22 protein-coding genes are annotated in these 23,155 nt (G+C 61.4%); 13 read left to right on the top strand and 9 right to left on the bottom strand.

The annotated features are described in order from the left end of the window. Positions 1-6: 6 nt before the first annotated feature. A complete protein-coding gene (locus AC1DVW_RS25140) occupies positions 7-1,170 on the bottom strand; it encodes a mandelate racemase/muconate lactonizing enzyme family protein (RefSeq protein WP_477326696.1) in 1,164 nt (387 codons plus the stop codon). Positions 1,171-1,521: 351 nt separating this feature from the next. Here AC1DVW_RS25140 and AC1DVW_RS25135 point away from each other — a divergent pair, with 351 nt between their 5' ends. Then, on the top strand, positions 1,522-2,220 hold the full coding sequence (locus AC1DVW_RS25135; RefSeq protein ID WP_477326694.1) for a GntR family transcriptional regulator: 699 nt from the start codon (positions 1,522-1,524) through the stop codon (positions 2,218-2,220). 45 nt (positions 2,221-2,265) lie between these two features. Here the strand turns inward: AC1DVW_RS25135 and AC1DVW_RS25130 are convergent, their stop codons facing one another. The 4 genes from AC1DVW_RS25130 to AC1DVW_RS25115 form a co-directional block, all read right to left on the bottom strand. Further along, positions 2,266-2,655 carry a VOC family protein gene (locus AC1DVW_RS25130; protein ID WP_477326692.1) on the bottom strand — a complete coding sequence of 130 codons (390 nt, stop codon included), beginning with the start codon at positions 2,653-2,655 and terminating at the stop codon, positions 2,266-2,268. A 319-nt stretch (positions 2,656-2,974) separates the two neighbouring features. After that, on the bottom strand, positions 2,975-3,802 hold the full coding sequence (locus tag AC1DVW_RS25125; RefSeq protein WP_477326690.1) for an alpha/beta hydrolase: 828 nt from the start codon (positions 3,800-3,802) through the stop codon (positions 2,975-2,977). Continuing rightward, entirely contained in the window at positions 3,799-5,247 is a 1,449-nt protein-coding gene (locus AC1DVW_RS25120) for an NAD-dependent succinate-semialdehyde dehydrogenase (RefSeq protein ID WP_477326758.1), read from the bottom strand. The genes AC1DVW_RS25125 and AC1DVW_RS25120 overlap by 4 nt, the downstream gene beginning before the upstream one ends. 60 nt (positions 5,248-5,307) lie before the next feature. Next, a complete protein-coding gene (locus tag AC1DVW_RS25115) occupies positions 5,308-6,534 on the bottom strand; it encodes an iron-containing alcohol dehydrogenase (RefSeq protein ID WP_477326688.1) in 1,227 nt (408 codons plus the stop codon). Between the two features lie 172 nt (positions 6,535-6,706). On the opposite strand from AC1DVW_RS25115, the gene AC1DVW_RS25110 reads away from it, so the two are divergent. Beyond that, positions 6,707-7,405, top strand: coding sequence for a GntR family transcriptional regulator (locus AC1DVW_RS25110; protein ID WP_477326686.1), 699 nt, complete (start codon positions 6,707-6,709; stop codon positions 7,403-7,405). A 164-nt stretch (positions 7,406-7,569) separates the two neighbouring features. Beyond that, positions 7,570-8,163, top strand: coding sequence for a DJ-1/PfpI family protein (locus AC1DVW_RS25105; RefSeq protein WP_477326684.1), 594 nt, complete (start codon positions 7,570-7,572; stop codon positions 8,161-8,163). A gap of 65 nt (positions 8,164-8,228) precedes the next feature. Here the strand turns inward: AC1DVW_RS25105 and AC1DVW_RS25100 are convergent, their stop codons facing one another. Continuing rightward, a complete protein-coding gene (locus AC1DVW_RS25100) occupies positions 8,229-9,113 on the bottom strand; it encodes a GntR family transcriptional regulator (RefSeq protein WP_477326682.1) in 885 nt (294 codons plus the stop codon). A 265-nt stretch (positions 9,114-9,378) separates the two neighbouring features. On the opposite strand from AC1DVW_RS25100, the gene AC1DVW_RS25095 reads away from it, so the two are divergent. From AC1DVW_RS25095 to AC1DVW_RS25070, 6 genes are all read left to right on the top strand, one after another. Continuing rightward, positions 9,379-10,329, top strand: a complete 951-nt coding sequence (locus AC1DVW_RS25095) for an ABC transporter permease (protein ID WP_477245895.1) — start codon at positions 9,379-9,381, stop codon at positions 10,327-10,329. Next, positions 10,326-11,111 (top strand): ATP-binding cassette domain-containing protein, encoded by a 786-nt coding sequence (locus AC1DVW_RS25090; RefSeq protein WP_477245078.1) that lies wholly within the window; start codon positions 10,326-10,328, stop codon positions 11,109-11,111. The genes AC1DVW_RS25095 and AC1DVW_RS25090 overlap by 4 nt, the downstream gene beginning before the upstream one ends. A gap of 142 nt (positions 11,112-11,253) precedes the next feature. After that, a complete protein-coding gene (locus AC1DVW_RS25085; RefSeq protein ID WP_477245893.1) occupies positions 11,254-12,120 on the top strand; it encodes a sugar ABC transporter substrate-binding protein in 867 nt (288 codons plus the stop codon). A gap of 72 nt (positions 12,121-12,192) precedes the next feature. Further along, positions 12,193-13,218, top strand: coding sequence for a zinc-binding alcohol dehydrogenase family protein (locus AC1DVW_RS25080; protein ID WP_477277855.1), 1,026 nt, complete (start codon positions 12,193-12,195; stop codon positions 13,216-13,218). 101 nt (positions 13,219-13,319) lie between these two features. Continuing rightward, on the top strand, positions 13,320-14,483 hold the full coding sequence (locus AC1DVW_RS25075) for a mannitol dehydrogenase family protein (protein WP_477277857.1): 1,164 nt from the start codon (positions 13,320-13,322) through the stop codon (positions 14,481-14,483). A 66-nt stretch (positions 14,484-14,549) separates the two neighbouring features. Beyond that, positions 14,550-15,314 carry an SDR family oxidoreductase gene (locus tag AC1DVW_RS25070; protein ID WP_477326680.1) on the top strand — a complete coding sequence of 255 codons (765 nt, stop codon included), beginning with the start codon at positions 14,550-14,552 and terminating at the stop codon, positions 15,312-15,314. Between the two features lie 209 nt (positions 15,315-15,523). On the opposite strand, the gene AC1DVW_RS25065 is transcribed toward AC1DVW_RS25070, so the two are convergent. Next, positions 15,524-16,414, bottom strand: coding sequence for a LysR family transcriptional regulator (locus AC1DVW_RS25065; RefSeq protein ID WP_477277861.1), 891 nt, complete (start codon positions 16,412-16,414; stop codon positions 15,524-15,526). A 155-nt stretch (positions 16,415-16,569) separates the two neighbouring features. Here AC1DVW_RS25065 and AC1DVW_RS25060 point away from each other — a divergent pair, with 155 nt between their 5' ends. From AC1DVW_RS25060 to AC1DVW_RS25045, 4 genes are all read left to right on the top strand, one after another. Next, positions 16,570-17,304, top strand: a complete 735-nt coding sequence (locus AC1DVW_RS25060) for an SDR family oxidoreductase (protein ID WP_477326678.1) — start codon at positions 16,570-16,572, stop codon at positions 17,302-17,304. A 93-nt stretch (positions 17,305-17,397) separates the two neighbouring features. Beyond that, positions 17,398-18,351 (top strand): sugar-binding protein, encoded by a 954-nt coding sequence (locus AC1DVW_RS25055; protein ID WP_477245066.1) that lies wholly within the window; start codon positions 17,398-17,400, stop codon positions 18,349-18,351. A gap of 148 nt (positions 18,352-18,499) precedes the next feature. Next, positions 18,500-20,005: a sugar ABC transporter ATP-binding protein gene (locus AC1DVW_RS25050; protein WP_477326676.1), complete on the top strand. Its 1,506-nt coding sequence runs from the start codon at positions 18,500-18,502 to the stop codon at positions 20,003-20,005. 109 nt (positions 20,006-20,114) lie between these two features. Then, positions 20,115-21,170, top strand: coding sequence for an ABC transporter permease (locus AC1DVW_RS25045; RefSeq protein WP_477326674.1), 1,056 nt, complete (start codon positions 20,115-20,117; stop codon positions 21,168-21,170). 55 nt (positions 21,171-21,225) lie between these two features. On the opposite strand, the gene AC1DVW_RS25040 is transcribed toward AC1DVW_RS25045, so the two are convergent. Both AC1DVW_RS25040 and AC1DVW_RS25035 read right to left on the bottom strand, forming a co-directional pair. Then, positions 21,226-21,966: a ribonuclease activity regulator RraA gene (locus tag AC1DVW_RS25040; protein WP_477326672.1), complete on the bottom strand. Its 741-nt coding sequence runs from the start codon at positions 21,964-21,966 to the stop codon at positions 21,226-21,228. A 23-nt stretch (positions 21,967-21,989) separates the two neighbouring features. Then, positions 21,990-23,153, bottom strand: a complete 1,164-nt coding sequence (locus AC1DVW_RS25035; RefSeq protein WP_477326670.1) for a mandelate racemase/muconate lactonizing enzyme family protein — start codon at positions 23,151-23,153, stop codon at positions 21,990-21,992. Positions 23,154-23,155: the final 2 nt, after the last annotated feature.

The following is a 23,155-nucleotide window of genomic DNA, read 5'->3' as shown; positions in this document are numbered from 1 at the left end:
TTCGCTTCATCCAGCGCTCGCTGCGAGTTTGGGACGCCCATCAACCCGCGGGTTGACGGGCGCATCGCCAAGGTCTTCGCGCGACAGGATTTCAGGGCGCGCCCAGGCCAGACGCGCAGTCTCCGACAAGACCAGCCCATGGCCCGGTCGGTCGGGCGCATAAATCCAGCCGTCTTGAATTTCGATTGTCTGCTCGACCAGGTGGTCGAAGTTCTGGAACGAGTATTCGAGCCACTCGACTTCGGGCAGCGCACAGGCCATGTGCACGCCGATTTCAAGAAACGTGTTGCCAAGCGTCACCGGAACGCCGAGTTCAGCTGCCAGCCAGCCGATCCTCATCACGTCGGTCACCTGCCCATGAACGTTCAGCATGTCGGTCGCCCCGGCCTGCATCAAAAGGCGCTTGCCGGCGGCGTCGAGGTATTCGCCTGAATTGATCATGGTCCAGGGCGTTGCCGCCTTCAGGTTGCGAAGGCCATCGAAGTCATGGCGCAGGATGGGGTCCTCGACCCACAGCAGATCATAACCAAGGCTATGAATTTTCTGCAGTTTTACCGATGCCTCCTTGGCCCCCCAAGCCTCGTTGGCGTCAATCATGATCGACGAGCCGGGCCGCACCGTCTTCCTCAGCAGCTCCAGCCGGGACAAATCCCGGTCGAAATCAGGATGGCCCACCTTGATCTTGAACGCGCGGTAGCCGATCGCCTCGGCATGGGCAAAGAATGCCTGGAACTCATCGTCGCCAAGGTGGAAATCGAGACCGGATGCATAGGTTTTCACGCGCTTGCGCCGGCTTCCCAGGAGCTCGTGCAGCGGCAGGCCGACCAGCTTTGCGCTTAGATCCCACAACGCAACCTGCAGGGCTTCCTCGAAAGGCAAGCCGAAGGCGCGCCTGTTCCCGCCGCGGGGTCGCTGGACCCGATGCACRAGCGCCAAAGGCGATTGCCCGACAAGGTCGGGCCAGGCCTCCTCGTCAAAGACCCGAACGATCTCCGCCTGGCTCGGCAAAGGGTGAAACAAGCTCTGGATAAAGCCCAGCCCGACCAGGCCATTCTCGGCAACGAGCTCAAGCGCGGCGACGTGAGCTGTATCGATGCGAACCTGGCTGTCGCCAATGGTCCGGTCCCGGGCGAATTGATAGCGGGTAATACGATACTCTGCGATGCGCATAGGCGGTCTCTGATATGTCAGAACGCGCGGTAGATATTTCAGATTTGGATAAGAGGCAAGTGGCCAGGCGCAAAACAGCCGGACGACAGGCACGGCAGCGCTGTGGACAACGCCTTGTCGACCGGACTTATGCGTGAATTCTCCAGGTGTCTGGGGCGCAAGGGAAAGCGCTCCCTCGTCGCGAGGCGATCCCCAAACAGCCCAGGATGCCGGCCGCGCGCTGCGCGATGCCCCCGGTCAGCCATATCCGGCACAAGTGAATTGATAAATGATCATGCGATATTCTACGATGCGCACGATCGGTAATGTTTCAGAATCGTATTTAGATATTTCAGATGTAGGGAGACAAAGGTGGCTCAGCACGAAGACCAGCCCGACGAGCCCACTGGAGCATCGGGCCAACGTCTTGGCGATCGGGCCTACACGCGAATTCTCGAAACGCTGTTTGAGCGGAAAATTCCTGCCGGGGCCTTTCTGTCGCAAGGCGATCTCGTCAAGATGCTGCAGATCCCGGTTGCGCCGCTGCGCGATGCACTCAAGTTGCTCGAGGCGGAGGGGATCGTCATCATCCATTCGCGCTCGGGCATCCAGTTCGTCAAGCCCGGGTTCGAACTCACCAGATCGACCTATCAGTTTCGCAGCATTCTGGAGCGCGCGGCGACAGGCGTTTACGCGCAAACAGCCGAAGAGGCGGAATTGGCGGAACTGGAACGACGACACCTGGCGGCCATCGAAGAGATCGAGCGCAGCGGCCTCACTGACCGCGGCAGGGCCGACCTCGAACAACTCGAGACCTTGCTGCATCACTCCATCATTGCCAGCCTGAACAATCCATTGATCGACAGTTCCTACAAGCGGCTGCACAATTACGTTCGGCTGATCCGGCTGGACAGAAAAGTCACCGTGCCTCTCGTGCTGCAGTCGCTGCGCGAGCACATGCAGGTCATCCTGGCATGCAAGGCGCGCGACCCCGAGGCAGCCGCCGTGGCGATGCAGGCGCATCTGGCGTCGGCGCTGCAGCGCGGTCTGGGCCTCTACTACGGCTACTAGGGTGCTGAACTGGATGACGGGGTCGGCCCGAAACTGCGGGCAGGACTACTCGACGCGCAGCACGCGCCCGGTCGCATCGGTGACGAAGGCGCCCTTGCTTTGGTCAAGCATCACCAGGGCATTGCCAAACGGATCGCGGACAACGGCGCAACGGCCGATCGGGATGTCGAACGGCTTCTTGATGATAGCGCCACCCGCTTCGACGAAACGTTCCGCCGCGGCGTCGACATCGTCCACAAGCAGGTCCACCGCGGGACCCAGATCGGTATGCAGGACCAGCTCCGTGTCTGTTCCCGGCATTCCCAGCCCGGCTGCATCTGGCGATCGCCAGAGAAGCGGATGCCCAAGGGCTTCGCAGTAGAACCCAAGAGCGGCATCCATGTCAGCCACCTTGAGCATCACGCAATCGATCTTGTGGAACAGTGGTCCGCTCATGATGCCTCCGACGCGTATCTGGGAGTTGGCGCGGGCCGACGGCGCCTCAGCGTGCCGATGTAGGCTTCCGAGACTGCGCGCGCGATGTCTTCCATGCGCGATGGCGTCCGTTCGACGGCTGTCGCAAGGGCGGCCACCTGTCGGTCGTTGATTTCCTTGTAGGGTGCGATCATGAGCCCCCGTATCGAAATGACTGTAGGCGACAGGTTTGCCGATCCGGGCTCGTTCGGCAAGCGCTCCACGCGTCAGCGCATCCGTCCCCTCTTCATGCATGATGGCATGGACATCCCCAGAAGCTGTGCCCGCCGACGAAGGTTTTTCACACGGCCACGAGGCGGGCCAACAGTGACGCGGTATCTGTGCCCGCCAGGCCAAGGTCGCGGACGCTGCTCATGTGATTGACCGCCGCAAGCGTTGTCCGTGAAACAGCCAGTCCTTGCTTTTCCAGCTGGTTCGCGAAGATTGCGGCCTGGTCGTGGAAGGGCGGTGTTTCATCGGCGCCGACCGCGATCTCGACGGCCACGGATGGATCGAAGCTGTGGTTGATCGGCGAGAACCGGCGGACGTCTTCATCGGTGATCGCGATCTCGGCGGCAAGGAACGAGGTCTGCAATGGCTTCAGGTCGTAAAGGCCGCCGAGCAGCAGTGCGGCCTTGATGCGGGAAGGCCGGCTGTCGCCGTCGAAAAGCATCGTTGCCAGATGCGCGCCCGCTGAATGACCGCTGACGGTCAGCAGGTCGGGATTGCCGCCATGGTCTGCTATATGGTCGAGCACCCATCGCCTGGCGCGGCGCACCTGGTCGACGATCGTGGCCATCCTGACGGCAGGCATCAGCGCGTAGTCGACAATGACCGCGATCGCCCCTGCCTTCGTCACGGTCTCGGCGACATAGGAATAGTCGCGCTTGGAAAACATGCGCCAGTAGCCGCCGTGAATGAACATGTGCACCGGCAGGCGGTCGCGTTTGCCCTCGGGAAAGAACAGATCGATGGTCTCGGTGGCGTCATCTCCGTAGGCGACATCGGCGACCATTGGAACGTTCGCTCTGGTGTCCTCGCTTCTGCGTACGATCTCGGCAACGATGTCGTCGAACTCGACCACATGATCGCGAATGCGAAACGGATCTTTGGGGTGATGTCCGGTCAAAGGGTCACGGCGATGTACTTCGCCTCCATGAACTCGGCAACGCCGTGCTTCTGACCGCCTTCGCGGCCCAGCCCGCTCTGCTTGACCCCGCCGAAAGGCGCCGCCGGATCCGACATCAGGCCGCGGTTGAGCGCGATCATGCCGGACTCGATCTTCGATGCCACGCGCATCCCCCGGGCCAGATCACGCGTGTAGATGTAGGCCGCCAGACCGTATTCGGTGTCATTGGCCTTGGCGATGACATCCGCTTCGCTGTCGAAGCGCATGATTGGCGCCACCGGACCGAATATCTCCTCATGGAGCATTGCGGCGTCGCAGGACACATCGCGAAGCACCGTCGGCGGGTAGAAGTAACCCTTGCCGTCGCCAATCGCTCCTCCGCACAAAACCTTGGCGCCACGGGCAACCGCATCCTGGACGAGCCGGTCGATGTTGTGCACGGCCTTCATGGTGATCATCGGACCGCACTCGGTCGGCGAATGGGTGCCTGGACCCATTGTGAGGGCAGCCATGCGTTTGCTCAAGCCTTCCGCGAAAGCATCATGGATGCCGGCCTGCACGTAAAGCCTGTTGGCAGCGGTGCAGGCTTCGCCGGCATTGCGCATCTTGGCAACCATCGCACCGTCGAGCGCAGCCTCCAGGTCGGCGTCGTCGAAGACGATGAACGGTGCGTTGCCGCCAAGCTCCATGGAACAGGAGATGACGTGTTTTGCGGCCTCGGCCAGCAGCACGCGGCCGACGCCGGTCGAGCCGGTGAAGGACAGCTTTCGCACGCGCGGATCGGCCAGCATAGCCGCCGTCACCGGCCCGGGGGTCGAGGTCGTCAGCACGTTGACAACGCCGGGCGGCACGCCGGCTTCCTCATAGAGTGCTGCAAGCGCATAGGCCGTCAGCGGCGTCTCGCTGGCGGGCTTCAGGATAACCGTGCAGCCGGCCGCCAGCGCCGGAGCGATTTTGCGTGTCGCCATGGCGGCCGGGAAATTCCATGGCGTGATGAGTACGCAAATGCCGATGGGCTGGTAGTCGACGATGATCCGGTTCGCGCCCGAGGGCGCGAGGCCGAACTCGCCGCTGATGCGGACCGCTTCCTCGGCGTTCCAGCGAAAGAACTCCGCGGCATAGGCGACTTCGCCGCGCGCATCGCGCAGCGCCTTGCCGTTCTCCAGCGAGATCAGCGCCGCCAACGTCTCCGCCCGTTCGGTCATCAGTTCGAAGCAGCGCCGCAGGATTTCCGATCGCCTGCGTGGCGGGGTCTCGCGCCAGCCGGCCGCCGCCTTCGCGGCGGCGTCGACAGCGGCGGCGGCATCAGTGAGCGTGGCATCGGGAACTGCCGCGATCACGGCTTCGGTCGAGGGATCGACCACCTCGATCACGCGGCCCTCCGATGAGGGCCGCCAGCGTCCGCCAATGTAGAGACCGTGCGAGACCGTGGCGTAGTCGAACATATCTTGATCCTCGTCGGATATGCCTGCGGCAATGTTCATTTTGAATGAGCTCCTGGTCGATCACATCATGGTGGCGGACATGTCGCCGTCAAAAGCGGCCCGGACCAACCGTCGCATCGCGGCGAGGTCGAACGGACGCGGATTGTTCTTGATCAGCCGGTCGATGCCGAGCGCCTGCTCAGCCGTCCAGTCGATCTTGTCTTCGGGAAGACCCAATTCGGCCAATGTCGGTGTGATGCCGATGGCGCCAAACAGCCGGCTCACCTCACGGATGGTGGCATGCGCCAACGCATCGGCGCCGCCGCCCGGAGGGGAAAGGCCAAGAGCAGTGCCGACTTCGGCAATTTCGTCGGTCGCGGCGGCCAGGTTGTAGGTCATCACATAGGGCAGCATGGTGGCGACGCCCAGGCCATGCGGGGTGTGGGTAAGCGCACCAACGGGATACTGCACCGCATGAGCGGCGGCCGTTCCCGCCGTGCCGAAGGCGCAACCGGCGGCCAGCGCTCCCATCATGACGTCGGCGCGCGCATCCTCGTCCGATCCGTCGCGATATGCCTTTTCGAGACTGCGCCCGAGCAGCCTGATGGCCAGAAGCGCGAAATGGTCGGTCAGAGCGCTCTTGCCGATGAAGACGTGCTGCTGCGGCAAATGAGGGTCGGCGCCGCGTCTGGCCGCTGTGAAGGCCTCGATGGCGTGCGTCAGCGCGTCGGCGCCGGCGATCGCCGTCAGGGACGGCGGACAGGTCACCGTCAGATCCGGGTCGCAAAGCGCCACGGCCGCGATGAGATGCGGGCTCGCGATACCCACTTTCAGCGTCCGATCCGGGTCGGAGATCACGGCGACAGGGGTCACCTCGGAGCCTGTCCCGGCCGTTGTCGGCACAGCGATCACGGGCAGGGTAGGGCCCGGTACCTTGAACTCGCCATAGTAGTCCTCGAGCCTGCCGCCGTGGCTGAGCAGAAGTGCTGCGCATTTGGCCATGTCGAGGCAGCTGCCGCCGCCGATCCCGATCACCATGTCCGGCTTGAAATTTTTCGCCTCCGCAATGCAGGTGGCCACGCTGTCACGAGGCACATCCGGCAGCGTTCGGTCGAAGACCAGCGTGTTAATCGAGGCTGCCTGCAAGCCAGCCAGAATTTCGGCGAACTGCGATGTTGCCGCGAAGCGCTCATCGGTACAGACGAAAGCGCGGCGTCCATATTTGGCGGCAACGGCAGGCAGGACATGGCGCTGGCCTTTTCCGAATAGAATCTCGCTCGGCAGGCGCGCTGCTGCAAACAAGCTCATGCACGAGATCCTTCGACGACGGATTGGGAGCCGACGGGCCTAGCTTCGTTCCAGAGATCGACGTCGACGCTGCAGGTTGTTGTCATGCGATGTCCCTATAAAATCGTATAGGATATAGGATTGAATTGGGCGGAGCATCGTGTTAGTGGGTGCTTCTGTCAAGAGGCTAACGATGCAGAACACGGACCTGACGGTTGACAATGAAGCCCGAGCGAGCGGCCGCATCCAGCGCGCCAACAGCCTGGCCGGCGACGTCTACGAGGCAATCTTCGCGCAACTGATGTCTTTGAGAATTGCTCCGGGATCGCGCATTACGGTCGACAATCTGGTGAAGGAATTCAACGTCTCGCATACGCCCATTCGCGAAGCGCTTGGCCGGTTGGAGGGGGAGGGCCTGGTGGTGAAGACCCACCTGATCGGCTATCGCGCCGCCCCGCAAATCACTCGTCGGCGCTTTGACGAGCTTTACGAGCTGCGCCTTCTGCTTGAGCCTGCTGCGGCGGCCAAAGCCACCGCCACACTGGACGAGGAGCGCCTTGCCGTGCTGCAGGAGGCGGCTGGTGTCATGGCCCGTCGGGTGGGGAAAGACGAACGTCTGCGCTATTCCAACTTCGCCCGTCAGGATGCGATCTTCCACGACAAGATCGTCGAGTTCGCCCGCAACGAGCTCATTCGCGAGACGCTGAATCACCAGCATACCCACTTCCACATCTTCCGCCTGATGTATCACTCGCGGGTGACCGAAGAGGCGCTCGACGAGCACGAGGCTATTCTCGCGGCCTTTTCCGCGGGCGATCCGGACGCCGCCGAAAAGGCCATGCGTGCGCACATCGAGAATTCGCGGGACCGGCTCCTGCCTGCGTTCGAGTAGCCCTGGCGATGTTGCTTGTCCGAGGCACCTTCAAAAGCGCGGCGCGCCAGTGTTCGCCCAAGCCGCCGCCTGCGAATGCTGTCCCCCATTCCACGCCGATTTCGATCCCGAGAAGCGAGGCGCGAAGTGCACCTCACCCCTGAAACAAGCCGAGAGGAAAAGACATGCCAGCCAAAAAAATCCTGATGCTGACCGGTGATTTCACCGAGGAGTATGAGATCTTCGTCTATCAGCAGGCGATGGAAGCGGTGGGACACACCGTTCATGTCGTGTGCCCCGACAAAAGCGCCGGAGACATGATCAAGACATCGCTGCATGATTTTGAGGGCGACCAGACCTACACTGAAAAACCCGGCCACAATGCGCTGATCAACAAGACCTTTTCCGATGCCGAGAAGCAGATCAGCCAATACGACGCTGTCTACTGCGCCGGCGGCCGTGGCCCTGAATACATCCGCACCGACAAGCGCGTGCAGGCGATGGTGCGTCATTTCCACGAGGCCAAAAAGCCGATCTTCACGATCTGTCATGGCGTCCAGATTCTGATCGCGGTCGACGGCGTCGTGCGTGGCAAGAAGGTGGCGGCGCTCGCTGCTTGCGAGCCGGAGGTAACGCTTGCCGGCGGCACCTACATCGATCTGTCTCCCACCGATGCCTATGTGGACGGAACGATGGTTTCAGCCAAAGGCTGGACGGCGCTTGCGGCGTTCATCCGCGAATGCCTGAAGGTGCTTGGGACGGAGATCCGCCACCCTTGAGCCTTTCCTCGACGCATTCCCGAGGGGATGCGTCGGTTCCGCCGCGGCGCCGTCATTCATCAAGTTCAGATCAGTGAACGCACCAGCGTTGCTCGTGCCGAAGCGAGATGCGCCTGGCAGGCCCGTTTGATGCGTTCGGAATCGCGGCTTTCGAGGGCATCGATATAGGCAACATGCTCGAGGATAGCCGCCTGGTTGCGCTGCTTTTCGTCCTGCTTGTTCCACTGGTAGTGGTAGTGAAAAATGAAGCTGATGATGTCGTAGAAATCGTCGATGAAGCGGTTCGGCGCCGCCTCGTTTATGAGCCGGTGAAAGCGGTTGTCGAGGCCGGAAAAATCGTGAAAGCGGATTTCAATTCGCTTCAGCAGTTCGGCATGCGCAATCTTGAGCGCAGCGAGCTTGTCCCACAGCGGAGAATTGTCGGGCTGGCGTGAAAACAGATGCGCCGAGCGCAGCTCGAACATCACCCGGATCTCGAACAGCTCAAGCGCGAAATCCTCGGTGAAGCCCTTGAAAAGCCAACCCGTATTCGGTCTTTTCTCGATCAGTCCAAAGCGGCTGAAGCGGATCAGGAATTCGCGAATTCCGTTGGTCGCAACGCCGAACTGGCGCGCCAGCTCAAGCTCGTTGATGCTGGTGCCGGGTCTGGTGTCGCCGCGCAGCATCCACTCCATGAATTGCTGTTCGACATGCTTGGCCCGCGGCGTGGTTTCGGCGTCGGGATAACAGTCATTTTCATCGACTGCTCGTCCCGCCGTCCTGATGCCGTCGCGTACAGTGACAAGCTCACGGCGAACTAGTTCTTGCAGAACCTTTCGGACGGTGGTGCGGCTGACGCCGATGAGCCGCCTCAGCTCATTTTCGGAGGGGAGTTCCCCGGCCAGTTGTCCGTCGCGCAGCATAGTTGCAGTTCGATTGAAGGCCTTCTTGTAGACGGTGTCGGTTCGCATCGCACCTCCAAACAATAGCTTGTCCCTTTTAGCATGAACTTTATCCATAAAAAACAACTTGACCCAACCATGCCAGTTGTTTTTTATCGATAAGAAGAGGACCTAAGCACGATTTGAGTTTTTGACGACGCGGCTCGCACGAGCTTCGGCGGGGAGGGGAATTTTGCCTGAAACGGGAGACACCGGCACCGCTGTCGGCGAGGCTGCATTGCCAGTACCAAGGAAGCAGGAAGCCGTTCCCGGCCTTGCGCTTGGCCTGGCGCTGCTGAGCGCAGGTCCGGTCGTCATCCTGGTCTTGCTGATCGTCGTTCTCAGCTTTCTGTCGCCGTATTTCCTGACGGGGCGCAACCTCAGCAACATCCTCGCCCAGACCGCCGTCATCTCGGTTGTGGCGATGGGCCAGCACCTGGTCATTCTGACGCGCGGGATCGATCTCTCCGTCGGCTCGAACGTCGCACTGGCTTCCGTCGTTGGCGCACTCAGCTTTCATGCTGGCGCGCCCGCCTTCGTGGTGATCGTGGTGATGGTTGGCTGCGGCGCGGCGGTCGGCGCCATCAATGGGCTCTTCTACGTCTTCGGCCGGTTGCCGCATCCGTTCATCATCACCCTGGCGACATTGAGCATCGCCAAGGGGCTGGCGTTGCAACTGGCCGACGGACGGGCCATCCCGGGAATGCCGCCTGCCATCGATGCGCTTGGCCGCGAGGCGGTCTGGGGTCTGCCTGGATCGGTCTTTGTGGTTGCGGGCGTTGCCGCGGTTCTTTTCGTCATGGCCAAAACGATGGTCTGGGGCCGTTGGATCTATGCCGTAGGCGGCCGGCCCGACGCCGCCGTGCGCATGGGCATTCCCGTGTCCTGGGTCCTGGTTTCGGTCTATGTGATCTCAGGGCTGTGCGCCGGCATCGGCGCGGTCATCCTTGCCGGCCGTACCGACGCCGGTTCGCCTTTGTTCGGCAATCTGCTGGAACTGGATACGATCGCGGCGGTGATCATCGGTGGCGCCAGCTTTCTCGGCGGCCGCGGCCATCTCGGCCATGCTTTGATCGGCGCCATCATGATCGGCGTCATCCGCAACGCGCTCAACCTGCTCAACGTCAACGTCTTCTTCCAGCTCATCGTTATCGGCGTGGTCATCGTCATAGCGGTCGAGTCCGACGTGCTGCGCAACTATCTCGAAGGGCGCGTGCGTGTCATCCAAGCTGGGAGGCAGTCATGAGCGCCGTTGCAACCAGCGTCGATCTTGCGGCCCTCGCCGACCATCCCGTGCTTGCGGTGCGTGGCGCGACCAAACGTTTCGGCTCGGTTGTGGCGCTCGACGATGTCAGCATCGAGGTGCGCCGAGGCGAGATCGTCGGGCTGCTCGGCGACAACGGCGCCGGCAAATCGACACTGACCAAATGCATCAGCGGCGTGCACCAACTCGATGCCGGCGCAATCCTTTTGGACGGTGCGCCAACGCAGATACGCTCCCCTGCGGATGCGCGCTTCGCCGGCATCGAGACCGTCTATCAGGACCTGGCGCTGTTCGACAATCTGACGCCGGGACAGAACTTCTTTGCAGGTCGCGAGCTGGCCTGGCCGCAATGGCTCCCGCGTGGTTTGCGCTTTCTCCAGCAGCGCAAGATGGACGCCGAGACTCGCACATTATTGATAAATCTCAAAGTCACACTGCCGCGGCTGGACGCCGTCGTCGCCATGATGTCGGGCGGTCAAAGGCAAGCCATCGCCGTGGCCCGGTCGACTGTGTTTGCCCGCAAGGTTGTGATCCTGGACGAGCCGACCGCCGCACTTGGCCTGCGTGAATCGCGGCAGGTGCTCAACCTGGTCGCAGCGCTCCGCGACCAGGGCAACGCCGTCATCCTGATCACCCACAATATGGAACATGTAGTCGAGCTTGCCGATCGCGCCGTGGTGCTTCGCCAGGGCCGCAAGGTTGGTGAACTTGTGCCAACCAAGGACAACAAGCAGGAGCTGGTTTCCATGATCGTTGGAGCCTGATCCGTTCGAAATTTGGGGGCCGTTCCGGTCCGCAAATGCCTGAAGCGACTTCCGCCGGAAGACGCCTCAATTCCAAGGGAGGAATGGAATGTCAATGAACCGAAAACTGTTCGCTGGGCTGGCGATCGCTGTTGCGTTTGCGATGCCGGCTTCGGCCGCCGACAAGATCAAGATCGGCCTGATTACGAAATTCCCGGTGCCGTTCTACTCGACCATGGAGGATGCCGCCAAGAAATACGCGGCCGCTCATCCCGAGATCGAACTGGTCACCGGCCAGGGCCAGGCGGCTACCGACATCGAGGGCCAGATCGCGCTGATCGAATCCATGATCACGCAAGGCGTCAAGGGTCTGGCGATCACGCCGGTCGATCCGACCGTTGCGCCGTCGCTCGACAAGGCGGTGGCTGCCGGCATCAAGGTGGTTCTCGTCGACAACAGCATTCCTGACTGGAAAGGTCAGACAGCACTGGTCTCCACCAACAATCTCAACGGCGGCAAGATCGCCGGAGAGTACCTGAAGACCGTGCTCAAGAGCGGCGACAAGATCGGCATCCTGCAAGGGGTTCCCGGGGTGCCGGCGCTGGACGACCGGGTCACCGGCATGATGGAGGGTCTCGGCGACGTCAAGGTCGAGGTCGTCGGCAAGGGTGCAACCAACTGCACGCTCGAACTTGGCACGTCAGTGACCGAAGACATCCTGACCGCCAATCCCGATCTCAAGGCGATCTACGCGGCCTGCGGCCCGCCAATCCCGGGCGCCGTCAAATCGATCAGCAATGCCGGCATTGCCAACGACAAGATAATCCTGGTCGGCTTCGACGCCTGCTGCGGTGAGATCGAAGCGATCAAGTCGGGCGCGGAAGATGCCAGCGTTGCACAATTTCCGGCAAAAATGGGCGAGCTTGGCATCGACACTGTCGTCAAGGCGATCCGCGGGGAGGCCGTCGAGGCCAATGTGGATACCGGCGCCGGCCTCGTGACGCTGCAGAACGTCAAAGACTTCGAATAGGCTCCCACACCTTGGCCCGGCGGTCATCCAGCCGCCGGGTTCTTTTTGGAACATTTCAGGAAGATGGTCTGAATGAAAGCGCTCGTGTGCCGCAAGCCCGGCGAATTGATCTTCGAAGATCGCCCGGCGCCCGACCTACCGGGCCCCGGATGGGCGCTGGTCAGCATCAGCCATGTCGGCATCTGTGGCACCGACTACCACATTTTTGAAGGCAAGCATCCGTACCTGGTCTATCCACGTATCATGGGGCATGAACTCTCGGGGACCGTGACCGTCGTAGGCGAAGGCGTCGCCATCGCGGTCGGAGAGCGGGTTGTCGTAAATCCCTATTTTTCCTGCGGCAAATGCATTGCGTGCCGTCACGACAAGCCGAATTGCTGCGTATCGATAGAGGTGTTGGGCGTTCATCGCGACGGCGGCATGTGTGAAGAATTGATGGTGCCTGCCAGCAACCTTTACCCGGCCGCAGGACTGTCACTCGTTGACGCGGCAGCTGTCGAATTTCTGGCGATCGGCGCCCACGCGGTGAGGCGCTCCAGGCTAGCTGCTGGCGTCCGTACGCTGGTCATCGGCGCCGGGCCTATCGGATTGGGTACGGCATTGTTTGCCCGTCTTGCAGGCCAGGCGGTGACGGTCATGGACATGAGCAGGGAACGGCTCGACTTCGCCGAAGGTCAACTCGGGTTTCCTGTCATCGACAATGCTTCGGCCTCAGCTGTCGACATGGTGCGGGAGCGAACCGATAGCGACGGTTTTGACCTCGTCTTCGACGCGACCGGCAGCAAGGTCTCGATCCAAGCCGCGTTCAGCTACGTGGCCCATGGCGGCGCAATGATATTAGTCAGCGTCATCAAAGACGAGATCAGCTTCTCCGACCCCGAGTTTCACAAGCGGGAAATGATTCTGATCGGCAGTCGCAACGCGACGCACGCCGACTTCCAGCACGTCATCGCCTCGATCCGCGATGGAAAGATACCAATTGACCAACTCGTCACCCACCGCACGACCCTGAGTGACAGCTCACGCGACATAGCGAACTGGGCTCAGCAAAAGTCCGGTTTGATCAAGGCCGTCATCGATGTGGCGGGGTCTGGCTGACTTCAGCAACCACAATCATCAGACCTCGCAGCAGGCGGATATTTGGGCTGGCGAGCGAATACGCGGCGCCTCAACCTTCACGAGCTGATAGAGAACGATCATTGACCACGGAAATCGTCACACCCATTTTCCAGTTCGGCACGAGCCGCTTTCTGCAGGCGCACGCAGCTCTCTTCGTGCACGAGGCGCTGTCGGCAGGCGACGCGGTCGGCCCGATCACGGTGGTCGCGATCAGCGGATCGGCCGCTGGCCGAGCCCGGCTGCAGGCGCTTGCACGCGATGAGGGCTACCCGGTTGTCATCCGCGGGCTGGAGAAGGGTCAGCGCGTCGAGTATGAAATCGGCGTGAAGAGCATACGGCGCGCGCTCGATGCCGAGGCTGATTGGCAACGGTTGGCTACCCTGTTCGCGGAGCAAGCGGAATTCGTCGTCTCGAATACGACGGAAGCGGGCCTCACCGTCCCGCCCGATCTGTTCGTCGACCTCACAGGTGGTCCCGGCCCAGCGCCGGCGGGATATCCGGCAAAGTTGCTCGTTCTGCTTGCACACCGATTTGCAGTTTCCGCAAGGCCAGTTGTGGTGCTTCCGACCGAACTGGTTCAGCGCAACGGCGACACACTGAGGCAAGCGTTGATCGCGTTGGCCAAGCGCAGCGGTGCCTCCGACGCACTTTTGTCTTTCATCGCTGACGACTGCGTACTTGCCAACTCGCTTGTCGACCGCATTGTCTCGTCGGCCATCGAGCCTGTCGGGGCAATCGCGGAGCCCTACGCATTGTGGGCGATTGAAAAGCAGTCGGGGCTGAGATCGCCCTGCCGTCATCCTGCTATCACGGTTGTCGAGGACCTTGAACGCATCGAGCGACTGAAACTCCACATCCTGAACCTTGGCCACACAGTGCTTGCACAATGCTGGATGGCCGATCGGCTGAGACCGGACCTGACGGTGCGCGAAATCCTGGAACTCGACGGATATCGAAGCTTGCTGACAGAGATTTATGGTTCCGAGGTCGTTCCCGGCTTCAAGGCACGGGGATTGGGGCAGGAAGCGACGGCATACGTGGCGACCACGCTTGAACGGTTCGACAACCCCTTTCTTGACCATCGTCTGAGCGACATCGCCGCCGGTCATCTGGTCAAGGTCCAACGGCGTATCGACGGCTTTCTCCGCTGGGTGCCGGAGGAGCGTCGTGGACAGTCGCCGTCTCTCGCAAAGATTCTCTCGGCGGTTGATCAGAAGGCGGAACGCCACAACGTCGTTCAGTAGTTGCATCGTTGCTGTCGTATTGGCTCACCTGCTTGTGCGATCAAGGGAATCGGAAGGAACAACCGAATGGACCTGTTCAAACTGGATGGCGATGTCGCATTGGTCACCGGCGCCGGCAGTGGCATCGGTCAGGCCATAGCGGTCGGGCTTGCTGAGGCCGGTGCCAATGTCGCCTGCTTCGGTCACCCGTCGAAGGGTGGACTCGAGGAGACGGCGGGAAGGATCACCGCGCTTGGTCGCAAGGCGCTGGCGATAACCGGCTCGGTAACGTCGGAAGCCGATCTCGCCGCCGCCCTCGAGCGTATCGAAAAAGAGCTCGGTGCGCTTACGGTTGCTGTCAACAATGCTGGTATTGGCGGCGCGCATGCGGCCGAGACTTTGCCGTTGGCAACGTGGGAAGAGCTTTACGGTATCAACGTTGGCGGTGTGTTCCTGTCCTGCCAGGCCGAGGCTCGCGTGATGCTGCCGCGCCGCAAGGGATCGATCATCAACGTGGCCTCCATGTCAGGCTCGATCGTCAACCGCGGCCTCCTCCAGACGCACTACAACTCATCGAAGGCAGCGGTCATTCACATGACGAAGAGCCTGGCGATGGAGTGGTCGGACCGGGGATTGCGGCTCAACGTACTCAGCCCCGGCTACACGCTGACCCCGATGAACCGGAGGCCCGAAGTGGCCGAGCAAGTGAAGAACTTCGAGCGCGATACGCCGATGGGGCGCCTCGCGATGCCCGAGGAGATGGTAGGGCCTGCAGTGTTCCTGGCCAGCCGCGCTGCGTCTTTCGTTACGGGCATCGATCTCATCGTCGATGGCGGTTTCGTCTGCTGGTAGCAGAAGCGAAGCACGGTCAAGGTCGAAAGAACGTCGCCGGCCGCCGAGGCCGCGCACCACACGACCCTTCAGGGCAGTCCGCACGATCTTTCTCGTTGGGCACATCAGAAATCGGGACTTATCAAGGCGGTGATCGCCTTTTAGCGCCTAAAAAGCCTCTGCATGCCGGCAACAGGTCTGGGGGGCGGCCTTAATCCGCTTGCCTGGCGTCACGTCTCAAAGAAAGTCAGAAGTTCGAGAAAGGCCGTTGCAGCGCCGTTGACGGGGGCCGACCCTTCACCGCGCAAGTGGGCCACCACCAATTCCCAGCAGATGACGGGCTCGGCCATCTCCGAAATGGCGATCCTGGGTGTGCGCATCTCGGCAATCGTTTCGGGCAAGAGCGCGATGCCAAGCCCCTTGCTGACCAGGTCGATGATCGTCTCGACATCCGTGACGTCGAAAACGGTTCGCCTTTGGAAGCCTGCCAGGCCGAACGCACGATCGATCAGAGGTCGAGTGCCCCAGCCAATCTCGAAATCCACGAAAGGGTAGCCAACCAGTTCGTCGAGGGTGACCTCACGCCGTCCGGCAAGCGGATGGTTCGGAGGTGTGGCGACAACCATGTCCTCGCAGGCGACGATCCTGGTGACAATGTCGTCGGGTGGGTCAAGCAGCGGCAGGAAGGCAAGGTCCAATTGTCCGGCCCGAAGCTGTCCCATGAGCCCGGCAGAATCGCCTTGCCTCAGACGGACCTCGATTCCGGAGTTCGTCCCGTGAAATCGCGAGATGAGGGATGGCAGATCGAGAAAAGCCGGCAGGCTGTGGACGGTCCCGATGGAAAGCGAGCCGCATCGCAGGCCTTCGATATCAGCGACGGATACGCGGCCGACATCGATCACTCTTATGACCTCGCGCGCCTTTTCCAGGAAAACTTGGCCCGCAGGCGTCAACTGAACCTGCCGCGTGCTGCGCACGAAAAGCCGCGCCTGGAGATCTTCCTCGAGTGTTCGAATGGAGGTCGACAGCGCCGACTGGACGATGTGGATCCGCTCTGCCGCGCGCGTGAAACTCCGCTCCTCGGCGACGGCGATGAAATGCTGAAGCTGCCGCAACTCCATCCTGGCCTCCATTTATCTACGGAATAGATCGAGACGATCTGTACTATCTGTTGGACGCATAAACAACTGTAGCCCATTCTTCTTTACAGCTGGAGATAAATCTCCAGCCGACCGATTTCGCGCGCCGCGAATTGAGATGAAGAAAAGGAGCTGTTGTGCCGGGGAAACTTGCAGGCAAGGTCGCCATCATATCTGGTGCCAGTTCTGGCATCGGGCAGGCAAGCGCGCGTAACTTGGCACGCGAAGGGGCTCGCCTCGTTCTTTCTGCGCGCCGGCGCGAGCGGCTAGATGCACTTATCGAGGAAATCAGTGCGCTCGGCAGTGACGCCATAGCCGCCATCGGCGACGCGCGTGACGAGGCGACGGCGCTCACCACGGTAGCGGCAGCCAAAAAGGCGTTCGGCCGCATCGATATCCTCATCAACAATGTCGGCGTCGGCAACTACAAGCCGCTGATCGACACCAGTCTCGAGGACTACGTCGAGATGATGGACGTGAATGTCCGCTCCACCTTCCTTTTCACCCGCCATGTCGTGCCTGTGATGATCGCGCAAGGCGGAGGTCTCGTTCTGATGATTTCCTCGATGGCGGGCGTCTACGGTTTCCCCGGTGAGGCCGTCTATTGCGCAACGAAATTCGCCCAGGTTGGCTTCGCGCAGGGACTGGACAAGGAGCTGCGCCCCCACGGGATCAAGGTGGGCACGATCTGTCCCGGCGGCGTGAAAACCGAATTTGCGATCGGCAAGGGGCGTACGGATGCAAGCGTCCGGGAATCGCAAATGCTGGAAGCGGACGACGTCGCGGCGGCCGTCCTTTTCGCCTGCACCCAACCGGCGGGCTCGCGCATCATTCAGGTGCAGATGCGCACGATGGCCGAGGCGCTCACGTGACGTGAGCCGCCGACCGACGGAGCGCATGTTTCTGATCGATTTGGAGGAAGCGCCGGTACTTACGCCGGTTCTATAAAAGGGGAGAAGTACGACATGAAATATACGGGTCTCGTCGCTGCGGGCGTAGCGGTTGGCATGTTGCTGTCGAGTGCAGCGTGGGCTGCGGACAAGAAGATGATCGTCTGGGTGCCCAACGGGGCATCGGATTTCTGGAAGCTTGCGGAAGCCGGCATGCGCAAGGCGCAAACGGAACTGCCCGATTTCGATCTTGAATGGAAATATCCCGAACGCGCCGATGCTGCCATCCAGCAGCGCCTGATCGAAGATCTGGCTGCGGCGGGCGCCGACGCGATCGCGGTGTCCCCACTCAACCCGAAAACACAGACCGATGCGTTCAACAAGATCGGCTCGCAACTGCCGCTGTTTACATTCGACAGCGACGCAGCAGACTCCAAACGCGTTTTCTACATCGGTTCGTCCAACACCGATCTTGGCAAGAACGCCGGTGAACTCGCGGTCAAGGCAATGCCCAAGGGCGGCAAGTGTATGGGCTTCGTCGGCAACACGGGCGCCGACAATGCGCGTGAGCGCATCGAGGGTTTCAAGGCGGCCGCCGGTCCACACAATATCGAGCTCGTCGACGTTCGAACCGACGACCACGACCAGACGCGGGCTCGCGCCAATGTCGACGACACCCTGGTCGCGCACGGGGAAATCGACTGCATGGTTGGCTTCTACTCCTACAACCCGCCGAAGATCTACGAGTCGCTGCGCGACAACGGCAAGCTGGGTCAGATTACCGTCATCGCATTCGACGAAGATCCGATTACGCTCGGCGCAGTCAAGGATGGCTCCTTCGCCGGCACGGTCGTGCAGCAGCCATTCGAGTGGGCATACCAAGGCAGCAAGCTGTTTGCGGCCTACCTCAACGGGGACAAGTCGGGTGTCCCGGCCAACGGTGTCGACATCATTCCTGGAAAGGTCATCACCAAGGACAATGTCGATGAGTTCAAGGCCGATCTCAAGGCAAAGTTGAGTTCCCAGTGAAGCTGAAATGCCAGCTGATCTGGGGCCCGCAGTCCAACAACGCTCTGATACGTCTTTGCGCTTCAGCAGTATCAGGACCTCCCGGGACTGCGGGCACGCCATCTTGAACGGCGCGTTCCCGACACCCGTTTCGCCTGAGGCCACGCGATTGGACGAACCGTTCCTGAGACTCGCCGGGATTTCCAAGTCGTATCCCGGCGTACTGGCGCTGTCCGACTTTTCGATGGAGGTGCGGCCCGGCGAGGTCATCGGCCTTGTTGGTGAAAACGGCGCTGGCAAATCCACCTTGATGAAGATCCTTGGCGGCATTGTCGCGCCCGATCGTGGCTCCATCGAAATCGACGGGGTGACCCACGAGGCGCTGGCCATCTCGGCGTCCATGGACGCCGGCATCGCCTTCGTCCACCAGGAGCTGAACCTGTTCGACAATCTGGACGTCGCCGCCAATGTATTTGTCGGTCGAGAACCTCGAACCCACGGATTCCTCAACATTATCGACAGCGCAAAGCTGCATGCGATGGTGCAGCCCTACCTTGACCGGCTGGGCGCCAATTTCCCCTCATCCGCTCCGGTCTCCAGCCTTTCCCTTGCCCAGCGACAACTGGTCGAAATCGCTAAGGCGTTGAGCCTGAACGCCAGGCTGGTGATCCTTGACGAGCCGACATCGAGCCTGCCCATCGCCGAGACCGAGAAGCTGCTCAATGTGATTGCCGGGCTGAAGGCCAATGGCATCGCGGTGATGTTCGTCTCGCACCGGCTCAACGAGGTGGTGCAGGCCAGCGACCGTGTGATCGTGCTGCGCGATGGCCAACTCGTGGGCCACCTCGAAGGCGAGGCGATTACACATGATGCGATGGTGAAGCTGATGGTGGGCCGTGACCTGAAAGTTGGGTATGAGGCGCCGGCGAACGTACCAGGCGAGGTGGCGCTCTCCGTCCGCAATCTCAGCACCAGCACATTCCCCTACGCGCAGCTGAGCGTCGATTTCCACCGCGGCGAAATCCTCGGCCTTGCCGGACTGGTCGGCGCGGGCAGAACCGAACTTGCGCACGCGCTGTTCGGTATCGACCGCAACGAAGGCGGCACCATCCTCCTCGACGGCGCGCCCGTACGCTTTGCATCTTCGGCCGAAGCGGTGAAGGCCGGCGTCTATCTGGTTCCAGAGGATCGCAAGCGGACGGGACTGCTGCTCGATCTGGCAATCACCCAGAATATCACGCTGCCGAACCTTGGCGCCTATGTGCGAGGCATAACTGTATCAAGCGCTGCAGAGCGGGAACAGGCCGAGCGAAGCCGCGGCGAACTCGACATTCGCGCGCCGAATGTCGGGGTACTCACCGGCTCGCTCTCGGGCGGGAACCAGCAAAAAGTCGTCCTTGCCAAATGGCTGGGGATGAAGCCACGGGTCATCATATTCGACGAGCCGACCCGCGGCATCGACATCGGCGCCAAATCCGAAATCTATCGGCTGATGCGTTCGCTTGCCGATGCCGGCGTTGCTGTCGTGATGATCTCCTCGGACATGGAGGAAGTGATCGGGGTTTCCGATCGCGTGGCGGTCATGCACCAGGGCGGCATCACGGGCATTCTCGCTCGGGACCAGTGCAGCGAGGAAAACATCCTCAGGCTCGCGGTTGGAGACCGGCAGGGCTGACAGCAAGCCAATCCGGCTTTCGTTGCAGCCTTCAACGGAAGATCTCGCCAACAGCCAGAATCATGGCGCTCGCAAAAGCGCATCCGGGACAATCCGTGGGGGACGATCAATGCTGAATCTCAAAAAAGACGCAGGGCTATTTGTCCTGATCATGGTCGTGGGTACAGTCGTGGCCGTCATAAACCCACGCTTTCTTTCGCCCATCAACATCGCCAATACAGCCAATCTTGTCGGCCTCTTTGGCGTGTTTTCGATTGCCGAGGGATTGGTGATCATTACCGGCGGCATCGATTTGTCCGCAGGCTCGGTCATTGCGCTGCTTGGCGTCATTTTCGTCGACCTCATAGCCAATCGCGGTGTGCCTTGGCCGCTGGCAGTGCTCATCGTGGTGTGCATTGGCCTCCTGTTGGGTCTGATCAACGGTTTGCTCATCACCAAGAAGCACCTGCAGCCCTTTATCGTGACGCTGTGCGGGCTTCTGATCTATCGTGGGATCGCCCGCTTCTATACCCAGGATGCGACGGCCGGGTTTCCCTACGAAACCCGGTTCGAGGAACTGGAATATCTAACCACCGGCCGCACCGATCTGGTCGCGGTTCTTACCAACAACGCCTACACGTCCATTCCCATTCCTCATTCCTTTGTCTTCCTGCTCGTGCTGGCGGCGGTGATGTGGATGGTTCTGCACCGTACCGCCTTCGGACGGTATCTCTACGCTGTCGGCAAAAACGAAGAAGCCGCGCGGTTCTCCGGAATCCGTACGGGGAGGGTCATCATCTCCGCATATGTGATCTGCGCCGGGCTGACAGCGCTGTCTTCCATCTTTCTCGCAATGTACACGCGCTCGATCCTGCCGAGCTCACACGGCAATTTCTACGAGCTCTACGCGATCGCTGCCGCCGTCCTTGGCGGGTTCTCGCTGCGCGGCGGGGAGGGCTCAATCATTGGTGTGGTGCTCGGAACGATCCTGCTGCAGGTGCTGCAGAACCTTGTCAATCTTCTGGGAATTCCCTCCTCGCTCAACTTTGCCGTGAGTGGATCGGTAATCCTGATCGGGGTACTGGCCGACCAGGAATACACAGAATTCCGAAAGCGCCGCGAAGTGATGCGGAGCAGGCTTGCTGCCGCCGAAGGTCGTGCCGTGATGCCAGAGCCAGTGAAATAGGTATTAGCAGCATTGCGATCGGCGAGCTGTCGGCCTCTTGATCTCGTCCCGTCTATCAGGGTTTGGGATTGGCTTTCCGCCATGCCTCATATTCATCGCTGGCATCTGGGTGCAGCGGATAATAGCGTTGCAACGACCCGCCCTGCATGAGCTTCTCGCGCGAGAACTCTTCCCAATCGTGATGCTTCTTGGCTTCTTCGATTACCCTTGCGGCCATTGCGACGGGAAGCACCACCACCCCGTCGTCGTCGGCGATGATGATGTCGCCGGGGATCACCGTGACACCGCCGCAGGCAATCGGAACGTTGACGGCGTTGGGATAGATGCTGGTCTGCACATGGTAGTTGGGCGTCCAGCCGCGCAGCCACAGGGGCAGATCGAGCTTTTCGACATTGGGCCGATCGCGCATGCACCCGTCGATGACGATGCCCGCGCCACCCCGACCCTTGAAATACGTCGACATCATATCGCCGAAGACGCCCGAACTCATGTCGCCGCGCGCGTCGACGACGACCACATCGCCCGCCTGCGCGTGATAGAGCACGTGCCGGTGCAGTTGCGTCTCCGGATCGGCATATTCGCCCTCGTTGAACAGGTCCGGGCGCTGCGGCAGGAACTGCAGCGTCAGCGCCGGCCCGACGATCGACTTGCCGTGGTTCTGCGCCACCGGACCGACCATGTGTGGATTGCGAAAGCCCATGTGGCCAAGCGTGCCGGCAACCGTCGCGGCGCCGATCTCCCTCAGCGCGTCGATCAGCTCTTTGGGCGGCCGCGTGATGTCGGGAGTGTGTGTCATCGTGGACTCCGGTTGAATTGGAACTACCAGTTGGTAACGGAACCGTCGCGGCGCCTGAGGTGTGGCGCTTCCCAGAAACGCAGACTCTGCGACTGCACCGCCGCTTCGTTGACCTCGACGCCGAGCCCCGGCAGATCGCTGACCGGATAGCAGGCGCCGTCGAGCCGCGGTTGCACGGGGAAGAAGTCTGAACTGTCGAAGCCCAGCTTTTTTTCGGGCTCCCTGGTCTCGAGCCACGCGAAGTTGGGTACCGCGGCGGCAAGATGCACGGTCGCCGCCGTGCATACTGGACCCAGGGGATTGTGCGGCATCATGTCGACATAGTGCGCCTCGCTCCAGCCAGCGACCTTCATCGCCTCGGTGAACCCGCCGACATTGCAGATATCGAGCCGGTTGAACTGATGGATGCCGCGCTCGATATAGGGCAGGAACTGCCATTTGCTGGCAAATTCCTCGCCAATGGCAAACGGGATGTCGGTCATCGTGCGCAGCGATTCGTAGGCCTCCGGCGTCTCGTCGCGTATCGGCTCCTCGAGGAAATCAAGCACGCCGCGGCCGAGCTTGTTGCAGAAGCTTGCCGCCTCGGCCACCGATAGCCGGTGATGATAGTCGATGCCGAGGACGACCTCGTCGCCCAGCGCCTCGCGTGCCTTGTTCAACATCCTTGCGGTAGCGCCGATCGACTCGCGCGGCTCGAAGATGTCTCTGCTGCTTTGTCCGACGGGGAAGAAGCGGATCGCCTGCCACCCCTGCGCGCGCAGTTCGCGGGCGCGCTCGATGGCAACATCGCCCTCGGCCTCGTCTCCGGTCGAGGCGAAGGTGGGGACGCGGTCGCGCTGCTTGCCGCCGAGCAGCTCGTAGACCGGCACCCCCAGCGCCTTGCCCTTGATGTCGTGCAGGGCGATGTCGATGGCGGAAATCGCCGCCTGCAGAACGCGTCCGCCTTCGAAGTACTGGCTGCGATAGACCTCCTGCCAGATCCGGCCAATCTGCATCGGGTCGCGGCCGACGAGAAACTCGCGATAGTGCTCGACCGCGCCGGCCACCGCCTTCTCGCGACCGCTCAGGCCGCTTTCGCCCCAGCCGAAGATGCCCTGGTCTGTCTCGACCTTGACGAGCATCTGGTTGCGCGTTCCCACCCACACCGGATAGGGCTTGATCGCGGTGATCTTAAGCTTCGCAGTCATTC

The sequence above is a fragment of the Mesorhizobium sp. P3_B5 genome (assembly GCF_056402815.1).
The sequence above is the reverse complement of the archived record's forward strand: the minus strand, read 5'-3'. Positions and strand labels throughout refer to the sequence as shown.